A 22,154-nucleotide genomic window follows, 5' to 3' on the forward strand; every position below is an offset into this window, starting at 1 on the left:
CGGCTTTGACGACGCTGAACCAGTCAGTTGACGTCCTCCCCGCCCTGCAGGGCGGGGTTTTAGCCTTGCAACTTCCATAAAGAGAGGTATGGGTGCCATCGAAGTCGACGAACTCACGAAGGACTACGGGAACGTCCTCGGAATCGACTCCCTGTCCTTCACCGTCGAAGACGGCGAGGTGTTCGGCTTTTTAGGCCCCAACGGAGCCGGGAAGACGACGATGATCCGGACGATTCTGGGATTCCAGTCACCGACCAGCGGGAGCGCTCGCGTCCTCGGCCGAGACATCACCGACGAACGGGAGTTAGTCGAGGCGCGCCGGGAAATCGGCTACCTCCCGGCCGAACCGGTGTTCGATGAACGCACGACTGGACGGCGAATGCTGAGCTACTACGGCGACCTCCGGGGGGACGAGCGCAGCGACGAACTGCTCGAACAGTTCACTCCCCCGCTCGACCGGAAGATCGGCAGCTACTCCCGCGGGAACAAGCAGATGCTCGCCATCGTACTGGCGCTCATGCACGACCCGAAGTTGCTCATCATGGACGAACCGACCAGCGGTCTCGATCCCCTGAAACAGGACCGCTTCATCGAGTTCATCGCGGAGGAACACCGACGCGGGAAGACCGTCTTCTTCTCCTCGCACATTCTGAGCGAGGTCCAGAAGATCTGCGAGCGGGTTGGCATCATCCGCGCGGGGCGTCTCGTCGAACTGGAGGACGTCGAGACGCTGCTCAGCCGGTCCGGAAAGTTCGTCCGCGTCCGCGTCGCCGAGCGCGTAACGCCCGAGGAGTTTGCAGTCTCCGGCGTCCACGACTTGCGTCTCGGCGCCGACAGAATCGACACGGCCACCCCGAGCCGGAGCGATTCAGGAGCGACGATTACGTTCACCTATACGGGGGAGTACAACGACCTGCTCGCACAGTTGAGCGAGTATGACGTGCAGGACATCGAAATCGAGGAGGCCCCCCTCGAAGAGGTGTTCATGCGATTCTACGGGGAGACGCCCACAGACCGAGGGGGCGAGGACGATGCGTGAAATCGTCCGCTACGAGACGGAGCGACGGCTCCTGAGCGCGGTGGCGCTCTCGGTCGGTCTCTCGCTGTACGCGGGATTGTTCTTCGCAATCGGTCCGTCCATGATCCAAGAGATCGACTTCGAGCAGTACGCGGAGGCGTTCCCGCCGGCGCTTCAATCGGCGTTCGGCGTCGAGGCTATGGGATCGCTCGAAGGGTTGTTCGCCGCCGAACTGTACCAGTTCGGCTGGGTCCTGCTGCTGGGGGTGTACTTCGCGTACAGCGCCGGCGCGCTCGTCGCCGAAGACGTCGAAAACGGTCGATTGGACCTGCTGTTGTCGACCCCCGTCTCGCGCGTCTCGGTCCTTCTCGGAAAGTTCGCGTCGCTGCTCGCGCCGCTTCTCCTCGTGAACGCCGTCGTCGCGGCCGTCGTCTGTTTCGGAGGCGTTCTCATCGACGACCCCCTTCCGTTCGTCGACGTCGTGATGACACACGTCCTCTCGATTCCGTACCTCCTCGTCTGTGCGGGTCTGGGAGTTGTATTCTCGGTGTTCGTCAACAGCGGAAGCGTCGCTCAGCGCGGCGCACCCGGCGTCGTCTTCGGCTTGTTCATGGTCGAATCGTTTGTCGCCGGGACGGACTACGAGTGGCTCGGCACCATCAGCCCGACGCACTACTACGACCCGATGGCCATCCTCGTCGACGGGACGTACGACCTAGCCGGCGCAGTCATCCTGCTCGAAGCCGCGGCCCTGCTGGTCGTCCTCAGCGTGTTCCAGTTCCAACGGAGAGATTTATGATACCAGATACGAACGCAGCCGACGGCGGAGCGACGAATTCGGGAGACTCGATATCGAGCGGCGGCCGGTCGACAAACGACCGAATCCGACCGGAGGGTCGCCGATGAATCGACGGCAACTCCTCGCCCTCATCTTCGTCTCGCTCATCGTCGTTCCGGGAACCGTCGGGGCGGCGGTTCGAGGGTCACCGGACCTCAAGGTCGCCCTCGGCGATAACCGCGTGGCCGTCGGCGAGAGCGGAACGCTCGAACTGACCGTCGCGAACAGCGGCGACTTAGACCTCGCGTCCGCGACGAATCCGGCGCTCAACGAGCGCGTGACGACGGCGCGGGGAATCGAACTGTCTCTCGACGACGGTGACGCCCCGCTGACCGTCGAATCCGGTCCGCGGCTCGTCGGCGGACTCGCCAGCGGTCAGAGCGCGACGGTTGGGTTCGACGTCTCGGTCGACGCGGACGCGGAACCGGGGACGTACACGCTGCCGGTGACCGTCGAGTACACGCACACGAGTTCCATCGCGGAGGTGACGGGCGGAATAACCGAACGCACCGTCGAACGGGAGCTGACCGTCACGGTGATCGTCGAGGACACCGCCTCGTTCCGTGTGGTGGAGACGACGACGGACGCGCAAGTGGGCGAGAGCGGATCCGTCTCGCTGCTGTTGGAGAACACCGGGGCGGCGCCCGCCGACGACGCGACGGTGACGCTGTCCTCGCCGAACGGGGCCGTGGCGTTCAGCGGGGCGCAGGAGGCGACGCGGTACGTCGGGTCGTGGGGCCCAGACGAGACGCGGACGGTCACGTACGACGTCGCCGTCGACGGCAACCGGACGCCGCAGAACTACGCCGCGCAGGCGGTCGTCTCGTATCTCGACTCGGACGGGAACCCGAAGAACTCACAACCGCTGAGCGTCGGCATCGACCCGCGTCCGGAGACGGCGTTCTCGGTTCCATCGCTGAACGCCTCGCTGTACGTCGGCGAGCGGGGAACGCTCCGAGGATCGGTCGTCAACGAAGGCCCCGAGCGGGTCCGCGGCGCGGTCGTGACGCTTCGGACGGACTCCGAACACATCCGAATAATCGACGATTCGGTCGCCGTCGGAACGCTCGAACCCGGCGAACGGGCCGACGTCGAGTTTTCCGCCGCGGTGAGCGACGACGCGACGCCCGGCGCGCGTCCGTTCTCGCTGACGGTGGAGTACGAGCCAAGAGCGGGATCGGTGACGGGGAGCGACCCGATACGAGTCACCGGACAGGTCCGACCGGAACGGGACCTGTTCGGCGTGGAGGCGCGGAACGCCACGTTCGCCCCGGACAGCACCAACCGCCTCGAAGTCGTCGTCACCAACACCGGTGAGACGACCCGGCGGGACGTCGTTCTCGCGTTGGAGCCGAGCCAACCGTTCACGAGCGTCGCCCCGGAGGCGTACGTGCCGGCGCTCTCGCCCGGCGAGTCGGCGACGGTCGCCTTCGAGTTGTCCGTCGACGAGGACGCGGTGCCGAGCACGCACTCCGTTCGCCTGAACGTCACCGCCGAGACGGCTGAGACTCCCACCGAGGTCACCGACTCCTACCGCGTGCGGGTCGACGTCGCAGAAGAGGAACAGGCCGACGACATCGTCTCGCTCGTCGTTATCGCCGTTCTCGGCGCGGTGCTCCTCTCGGCCGTCGGGTACTGGTGGTATCGGCGGCGGTAGGTGACGCCCGGCCGTGTGGACTGGCCGGTCGGCCACCTCCACGAACAGGAACTCATCCAGATCAAGCAATCTGCGTGGGGAGCACTCGTGTGTTTCATCCTTCGCTCCGCTGCGAGGGGACAGTCTCATCTTCTAGTCGGTGCCGTCCAACAAGCACACACGAGAGGTTGGCCACGAATTCCGGACTGACGAGGGCTCCCCAGACCCAGTATCGCTACCCGTGCCCACAATGCGGCACAGAACTCTGGGTACTGCCGCCACAGGCAGTCATGCACCACGGAGGTGCGGAGACATTCTACCGGGAACGCGGAGTTCAGGCGCGTAAAACGGCACTCCGCGGACGGGACGGCAGGTGCGGCCGAATGTGTGTTTACGGTATACAGAGGGCATCTGTATCGGGTGAGAGAGACGCTGGCGCGAGGGTCATGGGCTAATCGGTGCGTCAGAACCGGTCGGGAAAGCGGTGCGGTCTCCATCCCGACCGTTCGGAGGGTCCGAACGAGTCGGTCGGTCCATTCTCCGTCGCGGCATTGAATAACGCCGTGTCGGCGTAGGACGTCCAGCGAACGATTTTCCCGTCCTGGAAGTCGAAGACGTGTGCACCGCGAAATTCGACGGACGTCCCCGTCTCGACGTAGGTACCGCTCCACGTGATGAGCGCGACGACCGTGTCGCCACCATCGATGAACCGCTCCGGAACGACCGAGACCTCCGTCCAGTCGTTTGCAAAGCCGGCAAAGAGGTTCTCGAGAATCTCGTCTCGCCCGCGAAGCGTCCCGCCACCGACGATTCCTTCGGGTTCGTGAAGTTCAATGCCCGAGTCCCACGTCGCGACGACGGCATCGATATCACCCTCGGCGAACGACTCGTACATCCGCGTCACGGTCTCGACGTTACGTTTCATTGATGAGTTGGCCATAGCGGTAATCCCACGTGTCTTACGACGTCAGAGACGATGTACCTGAGCCAAGATGCCCGGGTTCGTACGAGATGAGGCGGATGCGCGGTGAGTTACAGCGTCGCCTGCTCGGTCGTGGCGTTCCCCATCAGAAGAACGAGCCGTCTCGCTTGCACGGGTCTCCGTCAAGCACACGTTCCGCCGCATCGACAGCAGCCTTCGCGGTGAGCCCGTACGTGTCGGGTGTCCCGGAGGCCGACCGGTCACTCGAACGAGACACCGACGTCGACGACGACGACGGACACCCGTTGGGCGTTCACCGTACAGGTCAGCGTCTCACCGGAGACGGACCCGCACGTCGCCCCCGCGTCGGATTCGAGCGTCTGCCGCCAGGCCTCTACGCGAGGCGACGTCATCGTGATTGAGACGGTCTGTGACGTCCGGTCGGCGACGGCGACGTGCGTCGCCTCGCGAACCGTCGCCACCCTAGTCGACCCACCGACGGCGGAGGGTCCCGTCGCCTCACCAAGACGGACGATGGGGAGGACGACTCCCTGATCCGAGAAGCGGAGTCGCGGTTCGGTGAGCATCACGACCCCGTGCCCGTCGTCGCGGACGACCGCACCGTTGACGTAGACGAGTTCCGTCCCGTCGTCGCTTCGATAGATGAGGGGACGAACCTCGTACGTCTCGCCGAACGAGTCGCCGGTCACCGTCACCGTTACCGGATCACCGAGAGACAGTTGGCCGCTATCGAGTCGGAATCCCGTCGACCGACGCGGGGCGTCGTTCCCGACCACGTCGTCGACGTTGCCCGCGAACACCGTCATGCTGCGCTCGACGTTCGAGACGCGCTGGGAGTCCTGGACGTCTTCGATAGCCGGATAGACGACGAGCGAGACGACGACGATCATCAGCATGACCAGTCCGAACACGGTGGAGAATCCGAGCGTCTCCGCCTGCGCTCTATCGGTCACGAAGCGTCACCTCCGAAGACGTCGCGGGGTCGTACCCGACGTCGACCGGCCCGCCGCGGACCGTGCCCTCCGCCACCGGCGTCGTCGACCGGAACGGGACGTGGACGACGACGTCCGGAGTGGAACTCCGCAGCGTGAGCCGGTAGCTGTCACTGCCGGTCTGTTCGACGGTGACGGTGTAGGGGCTCCCGACGACCCGGTCGGGAAGGTCGCTCCGCAGACGCACCGTGCCGTCGGTCTGTCGTGCGACGCCGTCCACCGCGGCGACGTCGGCCGCGAGTCGGTTCCCGACGACGTCGAGTTGCGAACGGACGCCGCGCTCCTGTTGGTCGATCACCAGATCACCGACACCGACCACGAGCGTCGAGACGAGAATCGCCACGATGCCGAGGAGCATCACGTAGTTCAGCGCGGTCGTCGAGGCGCGATCACGCATCGGTCTCACCCGGGACGACCCGTAGTTCGGTCGCGTACGCCAACTGCGGCGTCTGGTAGGTCACCGAGACGGTGACAGCGTAGACTGCGGGCGAGGCCGTCGGCGCGGTCTCGTCGTATCGGTCCGGGCTCACGCCCAACACGCCCGACTCGTTCACGTCGACGACCAGCCCGTACGTTCCGTCCGCCCGAGTCCCATTCTCGTAGCCGATGTCGTACGACCCGCCGAGGCCGTCGGCGAACGGCGGGAACGAACAGGTCCCATCGTTCACCGTCCCCGACGAGAGGTCGACGACCGCCGACGCACCCGAGACGCTGCAGGTCTTTGTCTCGGTTGGGCTCTCGACGGTCACGTCGATTTTCGACGCCGTCTGCGTGAACGACGCTCGCCACACGTCGGTCCCGTCGTCTGCGACGACGGCGAAGCACTCGGGCGTGCACGACGAGGACAGGTTCGTCCGGGAGACGTTCATCTCGAAGGCGCGGGTCTGCCCGACAGCCGACGCGAGCGTCCAATTCTCGGTCGCGTTCGCGTCGGTGAAGGTGCGGGAGTCGCGCTGTTCGATGCGGGTCCCTCGTTCCCAATCGACGCGTTCGACAGAGAGGTCGACCCCTTCTGCGGCGCTGCCGCGGGCGGCCGCCTCGTCCCAGTCGTCCACCGAGTCCGCGAGTGCGGTGTCGAGGTCGGCGTACGAACCGTCGTTTCGCCGGTTGAGCACCTCGACGGCACCGCCGATGCCGCGGTGGACGCTGTGTTCGAACCGGACCGCGTCACGGGCATCGTGAACGTCGGTCCGGTCGGTCGCCAGCACTTCCCCGCTCGCGACGCCGTTCAGGATCATCGCCAGCGCCACGACGAGAAGGGCGAGAGAGAACGCCCCCACGAGGAGGAGTTGCCCGCGGTCGCGGCCGTGGCCGCGGCATCCGGTCCGGAGCCGTGCGCTCAGACCGGCCATACGACCACCTCCACGCGAACGACGGTGTATATCGGGCCGTCGACGGCGTCGGGAACGTGGAACGACGACGCCTCGGTCAGCGTCGTCTCCGTCTCGGTGCCCGAAGAGTCGAGCAACACGTCGTCGTCGTACAGCGTGACCGTCCGGACCGCCCGCACGGCGTCGTCGGTCGGCGTTCCCTGTCGGATCACCGGAACGCGTCGCTGTTCGTTCGTCGTCGGGTCGACGTGGACCACGTTCACGTTGTACGTATATCCCGAATCCGCGAACGACTCGTTCAACAGCGCGCCGAACGCCGTCGGCATCTCTCCGTCGACGGCGTAACGATAGTCGCCCGTGCCGTGAAACGAGCTGTCGTCGGGATCCCACGAGAGCAGCGTGGCTCGAACGGCGCCGTCCGCCGTCGCGGCGTCGAGGACGCCCACGGCGACACCGTACTGCGCTTCCGTTACCTGTTGGCTCGACGTACTCGCCGTGAGCGCGGTGACGCCGCCCACCTGCGTGACGAAGATGACGGTACCCACGAGGAGGACCGCCGCCGTCACCGACTCCAGCGTGAACGTCTGTGCGCGATCGGTCATCTCACCACACCCTCACTTCGAGAACCGCGGGTTGGTCACCGACGAGGACGGTTCGGCGTTCGGTAGCGGCCGACCGGTGTGCCTGCGGGACGTCCGGACCGACGGCGAGGCGGTCGGTACCGCACGCGCCGACGTCGCCGCCGTTGTAGCAGAGCAGGTCGGGTTCGGCGTCGCCGGTCACGTCCCACTGCAGGGAGACGTTCACGCTGTACGTCTCGTGGACGCCGACGACGTCGGCGAGTGCGTCGCCCGTCGAGAAGGGACACCCGGCACCGCCGACACCGGCGAAGAACGCGCCGGTACACTCGACGTCGAGCGCCCCAGGGGCGCCCGATTCGACCAGCAGTGAGTCCGCGAGCGTCGTCGACACGCGCTCTGCGACCAGTGGCGTCTCCTGTGCGTCGTACTGTGCGATCAGTTGCGGCGCGCTCGCGACGACGAACGACAGTGCGAGGAAGAAGACGACGATTCCGAGCAGGAAGTCGAGGTTCGTCTGTCCCCGGTTTCGCGTCGCCGTGACGCTCACGCCGTCGGTCCGGGTCATCCGACCACACCCCAGACGAGGAGAGAGACGACGAGCAGTCCCACGACGTATTTCGCCCCCGAGAGCAATCGCGCGTCCCGGACGTACCCGCTGACGAGTCCGGTGACGACCGCTTGCAACGTCACGGCGTGGAAGAACAACAGCGAGAGGAGCGACGCGTCCATGGTCGCCATGAACGACCGACTCGCACTCGACGCCCCCTGTTGGGACGCGAGTTGCGCGAGCACGTCGATGAACCGCACTTTCAGGATGGCCATCACACCGAGGAGCGTCAGATAGGTCATCACGACGATGACGACCTGCATCCGCGTTCGCGACCGCCGGTCGCGTTCGATGTCGTCGCGATTCTCCGCGGCCTGTGCGGCCGTCGTGAGTACGGACGATATCTGCCCGGAGGCCTCCTGCGCTCTGGTGATGAGCTTGACGGTGCGTGCGAGGGCCGGAAGGCGGTATTTGTTGTTGAACACGATGAACGACTCGGAGATGTTCATCCCGTAGCTGCTCTTCGTGTAGATGATCTCCAGCTCCTCTGAGAGCCGACCCGAGGACGTATCGACGACGGTTCGAACCGAGTCCAACAGCGTGAGCCCCGTGTCGTTCGCACTCGCCAGTTTGCGGAGCGTCTCCGAGAGAGTGTCGAGGATGCCGTATCGCGAGCGGACGTTCCACTCGTAGAACACGACGACGGGGATGCCGATGACGAACGCCGGGAGGTACATGTAGACGAACGTCCCCCAGATGGGCTCGGCGACGAGACCGTCCCACGTCGTCGGGGCCGACCCGGTCAGTACCGCCACGCCGACGAGCATCGCGGCGGTGGGAACCGTCAGCGCGAGCGTGTAGGTCGGGTTGTCCCGCAGGAACAGGTGGGGACGCCTGACGATTTGCAGCGTCTGGAAGCTTCCCTCCCGGCGTGCGATACGGTCGAAGACGCTGAATCGCCCGGTGAACTGGTCGACGAAGCCGCCGCCGAACAGCCCGTGGCTCAACTCGTCTTCGGCAAGATACGCTCGCTCTTTCGTTCGGAGAACGCCGTCTCCGAGTTCGTCCTGCGTGATCGTCGAGAGGATGACGATGAACACGCCGCCGAACATCGGGATGAGGAGGTAAACCGTGAGGTACAGTACTATCTCCTGTCCCTCGCCGAGCATGCTGAGAACGATGAGGACGATGATGAGCAGCAGCGGGAACAGCGAGAGGGTGACGAACACCTCCGCGAACAGTTCGAGCGTTTCGAGGATGTCCTCCTGTTCCTGTTTTGCGGTGCGGAAGTGCAGCGCTTTCTTGTCGTCGAAAAAGCGGGTGATATCGCCACCGCTGTCGATGACCGACAGCATGTCGGTCAGGAACTGACTCAGTTCCGCGCTGGGCGTCTCGAACGCCTGCTTTCGTATCGCCGACCGGTAGTCGGTGTCGAAGTACTCCGTCTCCAGCATGATCGTCCTGAACTCCCGCGACACCTCGCCGTACGTGTCGTCGGCGTCCGCGATGGCCTCGAATATCTCGAGTTGGCTCATGCCGCCGATGGAGAGCGCATACATAAACGAGACGGCGTCCGGCAGCAGGAGGTTGATCTCGCGCCGTCGGGCACCCGACCGGAGGTAGGGGACGAACACGGTAGTGCCGAACCCGATGCCGAACCCGATGGACCCGAACACGAGGCCGGTCACGACGACCAGGGCGGGGACCCGAACGGCCTCTATCGTCGCGAGAACGGCCTGGTTCGAGACCGAGACGTCGAGCACCGGTCCGAGGAGGACGACGTTGCTGACGAACAGCAGGTAGCCGACGACCAGTCCGGCGAACCAGAGTGCGAGACCCGACGCCGTCCCGGCCGCCAGCGCGACCGAGAGGTACATCTCAACGTTGTACGGCATCCGCGATTCGGCCAGCTTCCGCTCGACGCCGGCGGCGAAGTCGCTGTCCGATCCGAACAGCCGTCGGTAGAACGGGTAGAACGTGTCTCCGAACGCCTCCATCGTCCGGTCGGAGACCCCACGTTCGACGAAACCAGTGCTCATCTGAACTCCTTACCTACCTTCGGTCGGGTCGTCGCTGTCGGTCTGTTCAGAGCGCGTGGTCGGGAGGCCGCCGTCGGTCGCCGTCGACTCGCTCTCGCCGTCGTCGGACGCGACCAGATCGAACGCCTCGGTCGCCCCGTCGGCGACGGGTTCCCCCTCCTCGGAGTGGTCCTCGTGGTCGGGTTCGTCGCCCGTCGGCGCCGCGGCGACGTGCTCGTCGATGTCCACGTCTTCGAGAGCTGCGATGACCGCTTTCACCCGCGAGACGGAGAACTCCGTCTGTGAGGCCTCGAGGACGGCCGACAGGTTCTGTTCGTTGATCTCTGCACCGGTTTCGTTCAGCAGTAGGGTTGCGTAGGTGTACTTCATGGGTTATCGAGTTCGTGATTCGTCTCCGCGTCGTTCGTCGTCCGTCTCCGTGCCTTCGCTTTTGTCCGCGTCCGTTCCGCCGTCGCTGACCGCGTGTACGGGGTCGCCCTCCGCGGGACGGGCGGCCGCCGCTTGGTCGTCCGACCGCAGGAGCGTCGCGTCGTAGAACATGTCCTCGAGTCGCTCTCGCTGACCGGGTTCCGCGACGACGTTCTCCGTTTTCGAGATGTCCGCGAGAACCGCCGCGAGCGACTTCGACTCTCGGTTCCGGTAGTCGTCGAATAGCGTCGCCTCGGCGCTGTCGAGGAACGCCTGCGCCTGTTCGTACGTCTTCACGTCCGGGTCGGGACGGGGAACGAGCGCTTCCTTCTCGGGATCCACGTCGATGACGACGCTCTCCATCTTCCGGAGTTCGTCGAGGTGGTTCTCGAGGGTTCCGTTCGACATCATGGTCAAGATGGCGTCGGGGTCGTTGAGGAAGCCTTGGAGGGTCGCCGCGACCTGCGTGTACTCGCTGAGGCCGTTCACGACGAGGTAGGCGAGGACTGCCTGTCGCTTGTGGAGTTCGCGTTCGAGTGTCTCCTCGTCCCACCCTCGGTCGAATCTGATCTTCTGGAGGGTGTTGGACTTCCCCATCGTCTTGTACTCGTCAGAGTCGGCGCTCCACTGGTAGACGTCCTGAACGTTGATCTCGTTGTTCTCGGCGTCGTAGNGTTGGACTTCCCCATCGTCTTGTACTCGTCAGAGTCGGCGCTCCACTGGTAGACGTCCTGAACGTTGATCTCGTTGTTCTCGGCGTCGTAGTGGTTTATCTCGGTGAGCGATTTGTTCCGACGCACCTTCCGGCCCTGTATTCGCGTCTGCGTCTGGACCGAGACGAGATCGAGCGACGTGAACAGCGACTTCGAGACGTTGATCGGTTCGGTCGTGAAGCGCTTGAGCACCTCGCCGACGCTGTCGGCGTGGAACGTCGTCAGCGTCGTGTGGCCGGTACTCATCACCTGAAACAGCGTCCGCCCCTCTTCGCCGCGGACCTCGCCCATGACGATGTAGTCGGGTCGCTGTCTGAGGGCGGCCTCCAGCAGGTCGAACTCGTCGATATCGCCCTTGTCGCTCGTCCCGAAAGCGGGGCGGGTGATGGATGCGATCCAGTTTCGCTGGGGGAGTTCCACCTCCCGGGTGTCCTCGATAGAGACGATCTTCGTGTTGTTCGGGATGAACAGCGACACCGCGTTCAGCGAGGTAGTCTTCCCGGAGGCGGTCCCGCCGGCAAAGATGAGCGACCGGTTGTTCTCGATGCAGAGCCACAGGAACGCCATCTGTTCGAGTGAGAACGTGTGCCAGTTGATGAGATCGACCGGCGTGAACGGCACGTCCTTGAACTGCCGGATGGTGTAGTTCGTCCCGTGGCCCGAGACGGTCTTCCCGAGCGTGAGTTGCGCGCGCGACCCGTCGGGGAGCGTCGCGTCCACCTGCGGGCGACGCTGGCTGATCCCTTTGCCGGAGCGCTGAGCGAGTTTGATCACGAAGTCGTCGAGTTCGCCCTCCCCGTGTTCGACGTTCGTGATGATCTGCTCGTAATCGGTGTGGTAGACGAACACCGGCGAGTTGTAGCCGTCGCAGGAGATGTCCTCGACGTTGATGTCGTGTTTGATACCGTCGATGCGCTCGTACCCGAGGAAGTTCCGCTTCAGCAAGTAGAGCAGTTTGTGCACCTGATACTCGGTCAGCGTGTCCGCGTCCTCCGCCAGAACGGCGGGTTCGGGTCTCGCAGCGATGCCGTCCAGTTCACCCTGCGTCTCGGTTTCGAAGGTGCTGTCGTCGTCGAGCAGGCGCAGCAGTTCCTCGATGCGTCGACGGGGATTCGAGAGCAGCGAGCTGCCGTCACCGTACAGGTCGTAGCGGTTCAGGAGTCGGTGCGTCTCGCGTTCGAGAACCCGCTCTCTGTCGGCGTCCGGCCCGCGGACGATGACGTCGTCGTCGGAGTACTTGATGGCGGTGCGGAGCTTCCCCGAGAGGAACGACATCAACGACTGTTCGATCTCGTTACGGTACGGCGATACGAGGTAGTACTTCTTCTCGTTCTCCCGAAGCGAGTGGAAGACGACGACGAAGCAGTAGGGCTTGTCCACCCAGTACCGCTCGACCTCGAAGAAGTGACCCTTCTTGTCCATCGACACCGCCTTCTCCAGGTCGTACCGATTGACCAACGTTGTGTGTCCGTCGAGCGTCGAGAAGAACACATCCTCGTCGAGTTCGGGGTGGACGTTGACCGTCCGCCTGTCGATGAGCGTTCGGACGTCGCGGGCAGCGTCCGCACCGCGGTCGAGTCTGTCGCCGAACGCGTCCGGGTCGAACCCGAGATGCGCTTCGGGACGGAACGGTACCACCTCGCCCTCTTCGCGGGGGAGCCGACCGTCCTCGTAGTAGTACTCCCACTTGAAGTGTTCCCACGTGTACTCGCCTTTGGTGACGGGCGTGTTCTCGATCAACCGGGCGAACCACCCGCGGAACGTCTTCGCTCGGGTCGCCGCCAGTTCGATGCGGCCGGGGAGTTCGTCGGGGTCGAACCCGAGCCACTCGGCCGGGTCGAACGCCACGGCACTCCAGTCGGGCGAGGACGGCGACGTCGGGTCGCGGGGTCGAAGTCCGAACCACCCGCCGTTCGACTTCGAGTCCGTCTTTACGTCGCGGTAGGCCGCGGCCACGTCTTCGCCGTGCCCGTGTTCCCGCATGAACTGGGCCCAGGTGTACGCGCCGACGGTGACGGGTGCCTCCGCTTCTTCTCGGACGTCCGTCCACCGAGAGTCAGTACTCATGCCGGCACCACCTCGGCAACGGACCGATAGGCCCCTCCCTCTTGTCCGCTCCGTGCGAGGCGACTCAGAGCGTCTGAATCCCCCGTCCGAAGCTGTTTTCGAATGTTCGTGTCCATAGCTCTCTTTAGACGCCGGTCCGGTCGCAGTCGTCTCAGCGTCTCTACTGCAAGGTAGAAATGTAGTTAGATTGTAATAGTAAGAATAACTGAACGAAACGGGTTGTTAAACGGTCACAAGGTCCCGGGAACGCTGCGACCGGCTCAGACGATGTTTCGACTGACGTCGACGTCGACGTCGGTCGTCAGCGTGAGTTTGATGACGTCTTCGAGCGCCTCTCCGCCCCGGAACTTCGGAACCGTGAGATAGTTCTCGACGACGTCGCCGCGCCGTTCCGTCGAGAGCTCGAACACCAAATCGGCGACGTACTCGGTCGTGTCGCGGTGCGCTGGAACCTGCCGACCGTTCAGACAGTGGAGAAACCCGACTGCGTTCGCCGCGTCGAGACCGTCGCGGAGGTCGTTCAAGAACGACCAGTACCGCGCCGCGGGAAGCGCCTCGAACACTTCCATCGGGTCGACGACGAGCGTCGATGCGTCGGGCAGTGCATCGAGCAGACGGAGGACCATCTCCGGTTCGGTCGGGTCGACGGACGTGACGACGATGTCGTCGCGGGCCCGCCGCAACCCGACCATCGCGGAGTCGACGTCGTCGACGGCGCGCACCGGGCTGACGTACAGCGTCGGCCGAGCGGTCGCGATCTCGTACAGCAGCAGTTCGGACTGGCTGGCGGGAGGTGCCAGCACGGCGGTGAGACTCCCGCGGGGGACGCCACCGGACAGTCGTCTGTCGAGTAGCTCGATGCCTGTCTCGAATCGACCGCTCATACGCCGGCCTCCGCTGGGGTGCGCGAGTCGCACCGACCTCGTCGCATCACAGTATTGTCTCGCATGCGTGAGAGGACGTACGAAGAACATCCGTATTGTTACACATCAGATTCTTTTGGTTAGTGTACTGGTTAGAGTCGTGCGCATCGTTCACGCGCGTATGGAACTGCAGGACGGATTGTGCGGTCGAACCGGACCGGCGCGAACGTTCGGTCTATCGGGGTAGAATGGGTGTAATGGCCCATTGAGCGGTGAATCCAATTCTTGGTGAACGTTAACGAGTCACGTATGTGTCGGCGGAGTGGGCTAAACGTGTGATTCTGTAAAAATTATAATTTCAATTACAATGGTGGTATCGGTCATCGATGGAATCACACCGATGAGCCGAACAGGACGGCAGCACACGAACGCGAACTGGGGTGGGGCGCGAGGCGTCCACACCCGGGTGGTAACTGGGGGGCGGGGTCAGATCCGCTCGTCTGGGTGCGTTCCGTCGTCGTCTCCGTCTGGCCGCACCCGGTGTGTGAGAAACCAACCATGAAGCTATTCGAAACCTTCCGAACGGACGACCGGGCAGTCTCCCCTGTCCTCGGTGTCGCACTGCTGATCGCCATGACCGTCATCCTCGCGGGTGTCGTCGGTTACGTCGCCCTCGGCGTCGATGCCGACAGCGCGAACGCGCCGCAGGTGAGTCTCAAGTTCAAACAGGACGCAGACGCAGGGACGGTCACGATGTACCACAAGGGCGGTGACGCCCTCGCTGCCGGCGAAGTCATCGTGAAGACAGACAACGCATCGGCGGATCCGGACGACCCCGGAGCCCTCGCGACCGGTGACAGCTACAAAGTTGTCACCGTTGGTGCCACCACTGGCGACGTCGTCAGCATCGTCTGGCAGGACCCCAGCAGCGACCGCGAAGTGCTCCTCGCCGAGTACACGGTGGAGTAATCCACTAAACTACCCTTCAACGCACAGCCTTTCGACCACCCGTTCGCGTGACGCGAACGACATTCGGTCCCACTCATATTACGATGATACCCAACGTACCCACGCAGCGACAGTTTGATACAGAGAGGGACGGGGTCCGACGACGATTCGCTCGTCGCGTCCGACCGTCCGTGAGCGGGATCGACCGCCGACGAACGGGCGACGACAGAGGACAGTCCGAGGTTCTCGGATTCATCCTCCTGACGGCCGTCGTCGTCTTCGCGTCGAGCATGCTCGTCGTCTACGGGAGCATGGCCATCAGCGGACAGGAAGACGTCGCCGCCGTCTCCCACGCCGAACGCGGCCTCGACCAGTTCGACGCGCGCGCGAGTCAGGTCGCCCTCGGTGGGTCGTCCGTCCAGCAGGTCGATTTAGCGAGTCTCGACAACCTCGGGCACGCCTACACCGACGACGACGGCTGGGTCGCCGTGACCCTCCGCCCCGAGTCTGGCGCGCCGACGGAGGTGGTGAACGGGTCGCTCGGAAGCGTCTTCTACCGACGCGGCGAGACGACCGTGGCGTACCAAGGCGGGGGAATCTGGCGCGCCGACGGCGAGGGAACGACCATGCTCTCGCGTCCGGAGTTTCACTACACCGAGGGGACGTTGACGATACCCGTCGTCTCCGTCGACGGTGACACGGGCCTGACCGACCGCGTGTACGTGCGCAAGAACGGCACGTCGACGCGGGCGTTCCCGGACCGGAGTCGCGACCTGCACAACAAACTCGAGAGCGGACGGGTCGAGGTCACCGTCCAGAGCGACTACTACGAGGCGTGGGGCCGATACTTCGAGGACAGTACGGACGGCGTCGTGACGTACGACCACGACGCCGAAGCGGTGACGGTAGTCTTCTTCGCGCTTCCCGACGTTCGGAAGTACGATGTGGGTATCGTCGCCACCTCCGGAACGGGCGAACTACGGGTCGCCGGAACCGGAGCCTACGTCGACAGTTACGACTCGACGCAGGGCGAGTACGCCGCCACGAAGTCGCTCAACGGGTCGATGCGGATTTCCGGTGACGTGTACACCACCGGTGACTCTCGCATCGACGGGGACGTCACCTCCGGCGGCATCGTCAACCTCGACGGGAGTTCGCAGATAAACGGCAACGTCCAGTGGACCGACGAACCCGAACCCGATGCGACGGAGCGATCGAAGATTAGCGGGACGGTGACGAAGATTGACGGCATCGAGAGCGTCGATCCGATCGATAGCTTCGTGCGCGCGTATACGGACCGTATCCGCGCCGACGCCGACAACGACCAGACCCCGTATATCACCGACAACGAGCTCTCGGTTCCGGGGACGACCGCCGAACTCGGGCCGGGAGACTACTACCTCGAGAGCCTCAACCTCGAGGGCGACGAGACGCTCGTACTGAACACGACCGACGGAAACGTCAGAGTCGCAGTCCGCGACTGGGTGAATCTCGACTCGGGGAACATACGCGTCGTGGGCGACGGTACCGCCCACGTCGTCGTCGCGAGCGAGGCCACGACGAGGGCCCAAGTGACCGGCGAAGGGTCGAAAGACGTGCACTTCCACGTCGGCAAGTCCTCGAGTGTCCACATCCCCGGCGAGAAGGCGAACCGGCTCGTCGTCTTCGGCCCCCGTCACTTCAGCGCGACCGTTACAGGGTCGAACGCGAATCCGGCGTCGTTCGACGGCGTCATCTTCGCGCCGGCCGGCGAGACCGGTACGGGATATCTCTACGTCAAACAGGGGGACGTCTACGGACTCGTCATGACGGGGAACCTGACCGCCGGACAGTACGGCGCAGTCCACTACGACCGTGGCCTCGATAACACGCTAACAGATGATTCGACGCTCTCGGAACTCGAGTACCTACACGTCTCCGTCCACCGCCTGCTGGTGAAGAGCGCCTGAGCCCCTCGGGGTGACGGAGACGATTCCTTTCTTACTCGAATTCCTCGGTGTCGTCCCGTTCGACGCCGGAGAACTCGAGAACGTAGTCCGCCCCGAACGCTTCGCTCGGCGTGTGGAAGCCGGCGGCGACGTCGCCGTCGAGCACCCGTCCCGCGGCGTCGACGGCGGTTTCGGCGGTAAGGTCGTACGTATCGGGTGTTCGGAGGCCGGCCGACGCGGTGTCGCCGTCCGCGTTCTCGACTTCGGCGGCGATGCGATTGTGACTCTGTGCGCGCTCGGCCGCGGTCGGTCCCTCGACGACGGCGTCGACCACCGCTTGGAGGGCGGACTGGACGGGCCCCCAGCCGAGAATCCCCGAGAATCCACGGGCGCGCTTCATGGCCGTCTGCGCGTACTCGGGGACCGTCGCGTAGGTTTCGACGTTCGGAATCCCCGTCGAATGGTAGGCCGTCGAGACTTCCCCCCAGGGGACGGTGACGGCCGACTTGGCCTCGCCCTCGAAGCTGAACTCGCGGCGCTTCCACGCGAGCGGGACGCTTCGAAGTCGACCGTCCTCGCGAACCGCTCCGGGGTCGCCGGCCTGTTCGAGGATGGCCTTCACCGTGCCGGGCGAGAAGGTGCCGAGGCCATCGATCGCGACTCGGAGATGGGTCGGGTCCTCGACCTGCTCTGTGAGGTAGCTCGTCAGGCAGTTCGTCGGAACGACGTCGAAACCGACGGCGGGCAGGAGAGTGATACCGGCATCGCTCGCCTCTCCGTCGCGTTCGGCAGTTTCCTCGAGTACGTCGTACCGCCCGGCGATATCGAGGTACTCCGTTCCCGTTTCGATGCAGGCGTCGATGAGCGGCCGAGCGGTCGCCGAGAACGGGCCGGCGCAGTTCAGGACCGCGTCGGCGTCGGCGATGCGATTCTCGACGACTTCGGGGTGTTCGAGGCTGAACGTCCGGTTCTCGAGTCCGTAGTCGGTCGCCTGCGCCTCGAGCGGTTCCGCTCGGCGACCGGCCAGTATCGGCTCGAAGCCTCGGTCGACGGCCGTTTTCGCGATCAGCGACCCGGTGTAGCCGTACGCACCGTAGAGCAGGAGTTCCTCGGTCATAGGGTAACTGGGAGTCGGTGTCCGGATAGGTCTCATGGCAGAACGCCGAGCAGAGCGGTCGTGGCTGAAAAGAGGTTGACGTCCCGCTGATTCTGTTTTATCTGGGACGGCGAGTATGAGATTTTCAGTGTCCCGCCGACGGAGTCCCACATTGGTAGTCGTAGATATCCGCCGAGCCGCGAGTCGAGAGCGCTCTTCCGTGGTCGTTCCGGGCGGGTCTCCACTACCAGTGCACACCGCGCCGTTATCTGCTGGCAGAGACGCTGATAGGCTAGCGAGGTACGATGTCGCCACTCTCACAGGAAGTGTGCCAACTCCCAAACCGCGCCCCACGATATGGGGTGCCTCTGAGCAATGGGAGCTGGTGCGAACTGTTATCAGACAGCATCTTTGATAGGTGTTTCTACTGTCCGTTATACGACTACCTCATCCCGTAGTCAAATCACATAGTCTGTTTTAAATCATGGTCGAGATCCGTAATTTACCCATTCGAATGGTAAGAATGCGAAACTGCTAAATGCTCCTTCATCATTCTACTAAATGGGGATTGGATGGGTCAATCAACGAATATACCGGAAACTGCGGAATCGACAGTGATGTCCTGCTCGACGTGTGGGGGCGCACGCCAACACCGGGTCACGGCGACACTCAAGTCATCACCCCCCGATCAGAGGGTGATCACAGATGGTGGGCACCCACCTGAACAGCAGGTTAAAATTCTGAAGTGCAACGGTTGCGGGGACTGGGTACGGGTCAAAGTAGCCTGAAACCCCTGGCGGAATCTTTGCGTCGTACTCATCTCTTCGGACTGGAGAGCGAAGGATACGTTTCTCGGAGCTGAGATATGAGTGAGGTCTTGTAGAGCGATATGCTTCTGATACCGTCCTCACTCATCTTGTTTCGTATCGGATTCCCCGCTGTACTCCCGTATGAGCGGCCGTAGATAGAATCGCGCACGGATTGGAAAGGATATTGACGCCGACACGCAACGTGGTTGGGGCCCCGAACGATCAGTAAGTGAAGCCGTAGTCCGCGCGGTCGTAGGCCCGGACGCAAGCCCCTATCCACCATCGTACCGGTGTTCCTCGCACAGCCTCTACCGTCCGATTCAGGCGCCTGGGACCCGGTGAGACTACGTTCCGCTCGAAGAACGGGTTGGCGGACGCGATTGCCGTCCCATCGCCGTCCGCGGTCGCTCAGAACAGCGGGTCGGGTTCGTCACCGGCCACGGGGTCGACGCCGATCGCCGCAGCGATCACCTCGAGTTCGTCTTTCGAGAAGTTGCCCTCGTCCGCCGCGTCGATATCCTCTGTGAGGCCGACGGCAACGCGGATCTGTTGACGCATCTTCTGTGTCGACTCGGTCGGAGTCTCCGTCGTGGTGATATCCAGTGTCGCACAGAGCGCCCCGAGTTCCTCTTTCGTGAACGGCGCCGTGACGTCTCGCTTGAACCGCCCGACGCCACCGCGAATCCCGTTTCGAATGTCGTGTTTCGTCACACCCATACGCCCTGTCTCGGTCGGTGTCGACAAAAGCCACGTGGACCACCGCCACTCCGCACACTCGTATCGACCCCCGCAATCGCATTCGCGTCGCCTCCTCAACCCCGACATCAGTCTCTCCCCGACGAACCCGACTCGACGGCGCCAAAGAACTACGAGTTCCTCCGACTACCGCCGCTCTCACGACGTCTCGATACGCTCTTCGAGATCGGCCAGACGGGGAGGCAGCGTCTCGATGACGTCGGACCACTGGACGTTCTGAGCATCGGGACAACGGTCCGCGTGATCAACCAGCGGGTGATGCGAAACGACCGACAGCCGGTGACCGCCATCCGATGACGTTTTGCGCGGCCGTATCGAACACCACTGAGAGACCTCCTGTCCGGATAGGAATCCGACGCCGCGACTCCTGAATCGACTCCGGGAAGACCGACGTGTCACGATGCCAGAGACGGCAGTGAGTCCACGACGATATGGAACAACCTGAAGAAATCCCACCGGCGACGTGTACGCTCTCCATCGAACGGCGGGGTGGTCGCGGCGAAGCCGGAGCGGTGGCTGTCGCACGGACGCTCGAAGCAACGCCGGGAGTCTACGAGGCGGACGTCTCGTTCCGGACCGGCAGCGTTCGTATCTCCTACGACCAAAGCGCCATCACCAGAGACGATCTCGAGCGACTGGTTCGTGATCACAACGTCACCGTACGAGACGAGACGGAACCGGATACGGACGACGTACGGACGCGGGCGGACCTGCGACGAGAAGCCGCCTTCGTCGTACTGACCCTCGCCGGGATGGGTATCGGCCTGGTGACGGGATGGCGCAACGGCCCGCAACTCCTGCTGTGGGCGGGCTACGGTGTCGCGTACGTCTTCGGTGGATGGTACGGGCTCAAGGGAGCCGTCGAGACGCTCCGCCACCGGGCCGTCGACATCGACCTGCTGATGATCGTCGCTGCACTCGGCGCGCTCTCCATCGGCGCACCCTTCGAGGGCGCGATGCTCCTCTTCTTGTTCTCGCTTTCGAATACGCTACAGCACTACGCCATCGGGCGCTCCCGGCGCGCGATCAGGTCTCTCGTCGAGATGCGGCCGGAATCGGCACAGGTGCTCCGCGACGGCGCGGAGGTCGCCCTGCCCATCGACGAGGTCGAGGTCGGTGACGTGTTCGTCCTCCGACCCGGCGATCGGATTCCGCTCGACGGCGTCGTCCGATCCGGGGAGAGTGCGGTGGACCAAGCATCGCTCACCGGCGAGTCGGTGCCGGTTACGAAAACACCCGGCGACGAGGTGTTCGGCGGGACGATAAACGAGAGCGGAAGCCTGGAGGTCGAGGTCACGCGGCAGGCTCACGAGTCGGCCATCGCGCGTCTCATCCACATGGTCGAGCGCGCCCAGAGCGAGAAGGCGCCCACCCAGCGACTCATCGACCGGCTCGAACAGCCCTACGTCCTAGGGGTGTTCGGACTCACGGTCGCGGCGATCGCCGTCCCGCTCGCGCTCGGCGGCGAGTTCGCGAGTACGTTCTACCGGGCGATGACGCTCATGGTCGCCGCCTCACCGTGTGCGGTCGTCATCTCGACGCCCGCCGCGGTGCTGTCGGCGATCGCCTCGGGCGGGCGGCAGGGCGTCCTGTTCAAAGGCGGTGAACACGTCGAGACGGCGGCGACCGTCGACGCGGTGGCGTTCGACAAGACGGGGACGCTCACGGCGGGGGACACGCAGTTGACCGACGTGGCCGTCGACGACCGACGGGACGAGGTGGCGACCGAAGACGAACTGCTGGCGCTCGCTGCGGCCGTTCAAGCCCGCTCTGAGCATCACCTGGCGAAGGCGACCGTCGCGGCGGCGGCGGAGCGGTCGCTCGACGTCGCCGACGCCACCGGATTTCGGGCGGCTGCCGGGAAGGGTGTTCGAGCGACGGTCGGAGACGCGAGGGTGCACATCGGAAATCGGAGTTACTTCGAGACGACGCTCGCGGACGCAGAGATAGACGGGTTCGAGCGCGGCGTCGACCGGTTAGCGTCGCTCGAGGCGGAGGGCAAAACGAGCGTCCTCGTCGCTCGGGAGACGAACGGGGTCGTTCGCGTGCTCGGATGGCTCGCGTTCACCGACACGCTCCGTCCGGGGGCCGCCGAGATGGTCGCGGAGTTGCGGTCACTCGGTGTGGAGCGGGTCGTGATGCTGACCGGCGACAACGAAGGCGTGGCGCGGCGAATCGCCGACGAGGTCGGAGTCGACGAAGTCCAGGCGGAGCTCCTGCCGGAGGAGAAAGTGACGACCATCGAGGAACTGGTGAGTCGCTACGGGAGCGTCGCGATGGTCGGGGACGGCGTCAACGACGCCCCCGCACTCGCGACGGCCACCCTCGGTGTCGCGATGGGCGGTGCGGGAACGGACGTCGCGCTCGAAACCGCCGACGTCGTACTGATGGGTGACGACCTCGGCAAGATCCCGTACGTCCTCAGGCTGGGACGGAAGACCCGTCGGACGCTCACGGTCAACCTCGCCATCGCGTTCGGTGCCATCGCGCTGATGGTGGCCGCGATTCTCCTGCGCGGGATTCCGCTGCCGCTCGCCGTCGTCGGCCACGAAGGCTCGACCGTGCTCGTCTCGTTGAACGGACTCCGTCTGCTGAGCTATCGCTGAGGGCGGGCGCGCGGGAAGGGTTCGGGTTCTCCGTT

At 64.3% G+C, this 22,154-nt stretch carries 17 protein-coding genes and 1 pseudogene; 6 read left to right on the forward strand and 12 right to left on the reverse strand.

Translation table 11 applies throughout. The features are described from left to right. Window positions 1-88: 88 nt before the first annotated feature. From C474_RS08710 to C474_RS08720, 3 genes are all read left to right on the forward strand, one after another. Window positions 89-1,039, forward strand: a complete 951-nt coding sequence (locus tag C474_RS08710; RefSeq protein WP_008385940.1) for an ABC transporter ATP-binding protein — start codon at window positions 89-91, stop codon at window positions 1,037-1,039. Next, window positions 1,032-1,817, forward strand: a complete 786-nt coding sequence (locus tag C474_RS08715; RefSeq protein WP_008385942.1) for an ABC transporter permease subunit — start codon at window positions 1,032-1,034, stop codon at window positions 1,815-1,817. The genes C474_RS08710 and C474_RS08715 overlap by 8 nt, the downstream gene beginning before the upstream one ends. A gap of 103 nt (window positions 1,818-1,920) precedes the next feature. After that, on the forward strand, window positions 1,921-3,513 hold the full coding sequence (locus C474_RS08720; RefSeq protein ID WP_008385944.1) for a COG1361 S-layer family protein: 1,593 nt from the start codon (window positions 1,921-1,923) through the stop codon (window positions 3,511-3,513). 442 nt (window positions 3,514-3,955) lie between these two features. Here the strand turns inward: C474_RS08720 and C474_RS08725 are convergent, their stop codons facing one another. The 10 genes and pseudogenes from C474_RS08725 to C474_RS08770 all read right to left on the reverse strand — a co-directional run bounded on the left by C474_RS08725 (window position 3,956) and on the right by C474_RS08770 (window position 13,997). After that, complete coding sequence (locus tag C474_RS08725) at window positions 3,956-4,432, reverse strand: nuclear transport factor 2 family protein (protein WP_152421632.1); 477 nt, start codon at window positions 4,430-4,432, stop codon at window positions 3,956-3,958. Window positions 4,433-4,674: 242 nt separating this feature from the next. Next, on the reverse strand, window positions 4,675-5,388 hold the full coding sequence (locus C474_RS08730) for a DUF7289 family protein (protein ID WP_008385947.1): 714 nt from the start codon (window positions 5,386-5,388) through the stop codon (window positions 4,675-4,677). Beyond that, window positions 5,378-5,824: a DUF7266 family protein gene (locus C474_RS08735; protein ID WP_008385949.1), complete on the reverse strand. Its 447-nt coding sequence runs from the start codon at window positions 5,822-5,824 to the stop codon at window positions 5,378-5,380. The genes C474_RS08730 and C474_RS08735 overlap by 11 nt, the downstream gene beginning before the upstream one ends. After that, entirely contained in the window at window positions 5,817-6,779 is a 963-nt protein-coding gene (locus tag C474_RS08740; protein WP_008385951.1) for a hypothetical protein, read from the reverse strand. Before C474_RS08740 ends, C474_RS08735 begins: the two co-directional genes overlap by 8 nt. Continuing rightward, window positions 6,767-7,360, reverse strand: coding sequence for a DUF7288 family protein (locus C474_RS08745; protein WP_008385953.1), 594 nt, complete (start codon window positions 7,358-7,360; stop codon window positions 6,767-6,769). Before C474_RS08745 ends, C474_RS08740 begins: the two co-directional genes overlap by 13 nt. 1 nt (window position 7,361) lies before the next feature. After that, window positions 7,362-7,904, reverse strand: a complete 543-nt coding sequence (locus C474_RS08750; protein ID WP_008385956.1) for a DUF7287 family protein — start codon at window positions 7,902-7,904, stop codon at window positions 7,362-7,364. Continuing rightward, window positions 7,901-9,925 (reverse strand): type II secretion system F family protein, encoded by a 2,025-nt coding sequence (locus C474_RS08755; protein ID WP_008385958.1) that lies wholly within the window; start codon window positions 9,923-9,925, stop codon window positions 7,901-7,903. Before C474_RS08755 ends, C474_RS08750 begins: the two co-directional genes overlap by 4 nt. Window positions 9,926-9,934: 9 nt before the next feature. Next, the gene (locus tag C474_RS08760; protein ID WP_008385960.1) at window positions 9,935-10,294 is read right to left on the reverse strand and encodes a P1/P2 acidic ribosomal protein; all 360 of its coding nucleotides are present in this window, start codon (window positions 10,292-10,294) and stop codon (window positions 9,935-9,937) included. 261 nt (window positions 10,295-10,555) lie between these two features. Next, window positions 10,556-13,113, reverse strand: a pseudogene (locus C474_RS08765) (type II/IV secretion system ATPase subunit); the annotation flags it as partial. 260 nt (window positions 13,114-13,373) lie between these two features. Then, window positions 13,374-13,997 (reverse strand): RAD55 family ATPase, encoded by a 624-nt coding sequence (locus C474_RS08770; protein WP_008385962.1) that lies wholly within the window; start codon window positions 13,995-13,997, stop codon window positions 13,374-13,376. 537 nt (window positions 13,998-14,534) lie between these two features. On the opposite strand from C474_RS08770, the gene C474_RS08775 reads away from it, so the two are divergent. Further along, window positions 14,535-14,945, forward strand: coding sequence for a type IV pilin (locus C474_RS08775; protein ID WP_049916864.1), 411 nt, complete (start codon window positions 14,535-14,537; stop codon window positions 14,943-14,945). 170 nt (window positions 14,946-15,115) lie between these two features. Then, window positions 15,116-16,873 (forward strand): DUF7289 family protein, encoded by a 1,758-nt coding sequence (locus tag C474_RS08780; protein WP_008385965.1) that lies wholly within the window; start codon window positions 15,116-15,118, stop codon window positions 16,871-16,873. A 31-nt stretch (window positions 16,874-16,904) separates the two neighbouring features. On the opposite strand, the gene C474_RS08785 is transcribed toward C474_RS08780, so the two are convergent. Further along, a complete protein-coding gene (locus C474_RS08785; protein WP_008385966.1) occupies window positions 16,905-17,969 on the reverse strand; it encodes a saccharopine dehydrogenase family protein in 1,065 nt (354 codons plus the stop codon). 1,196 nt (window positions 17,970-19,165) lie between these two features. Beyond that, window positions 19,166-19,474, reverse strand: a complete 309-nt coding sequence (locus C474_RS08790) for a hypothetical protein (RefSeq protein WP_008385968.1) — start codon at window positions 19,472-19,474, stop codon at window positions 19,166-19,168. A gap of 470 nt (window positions 19,475-19,944) precedes the next feature. Here C474_RS08790 and C474_RS08795 point away from each other — a divergent pair, with 470 nt between their 5' ends. Continuing rightward, window positions 19,945-22,119 carry a heavy metal translocating P-type ATPase gene (locus C474_RS08795; protein WP_008385970.1) on the forward strand — a complete coding sequence of 725 codons (2,175 nt, stop codon included), beginning with the start codon at window positions 19,945-19,947 and terminating at the stop codon, window positions 22,117-22,119. The last annotated feature ends 35 nt before the right edge of the window (window positions 22,120-22,154 follow it).

The sequence above is a fragment of the Halogeometricum pallidum JCM 14848 genome, assembly GCF_000337095.1.
GTDB lineage: Archaea > Halobacteriota > Halobacteria > Halobacteriales > Haloferacaceae > Halogeometricum > Halogeometricum pallidum.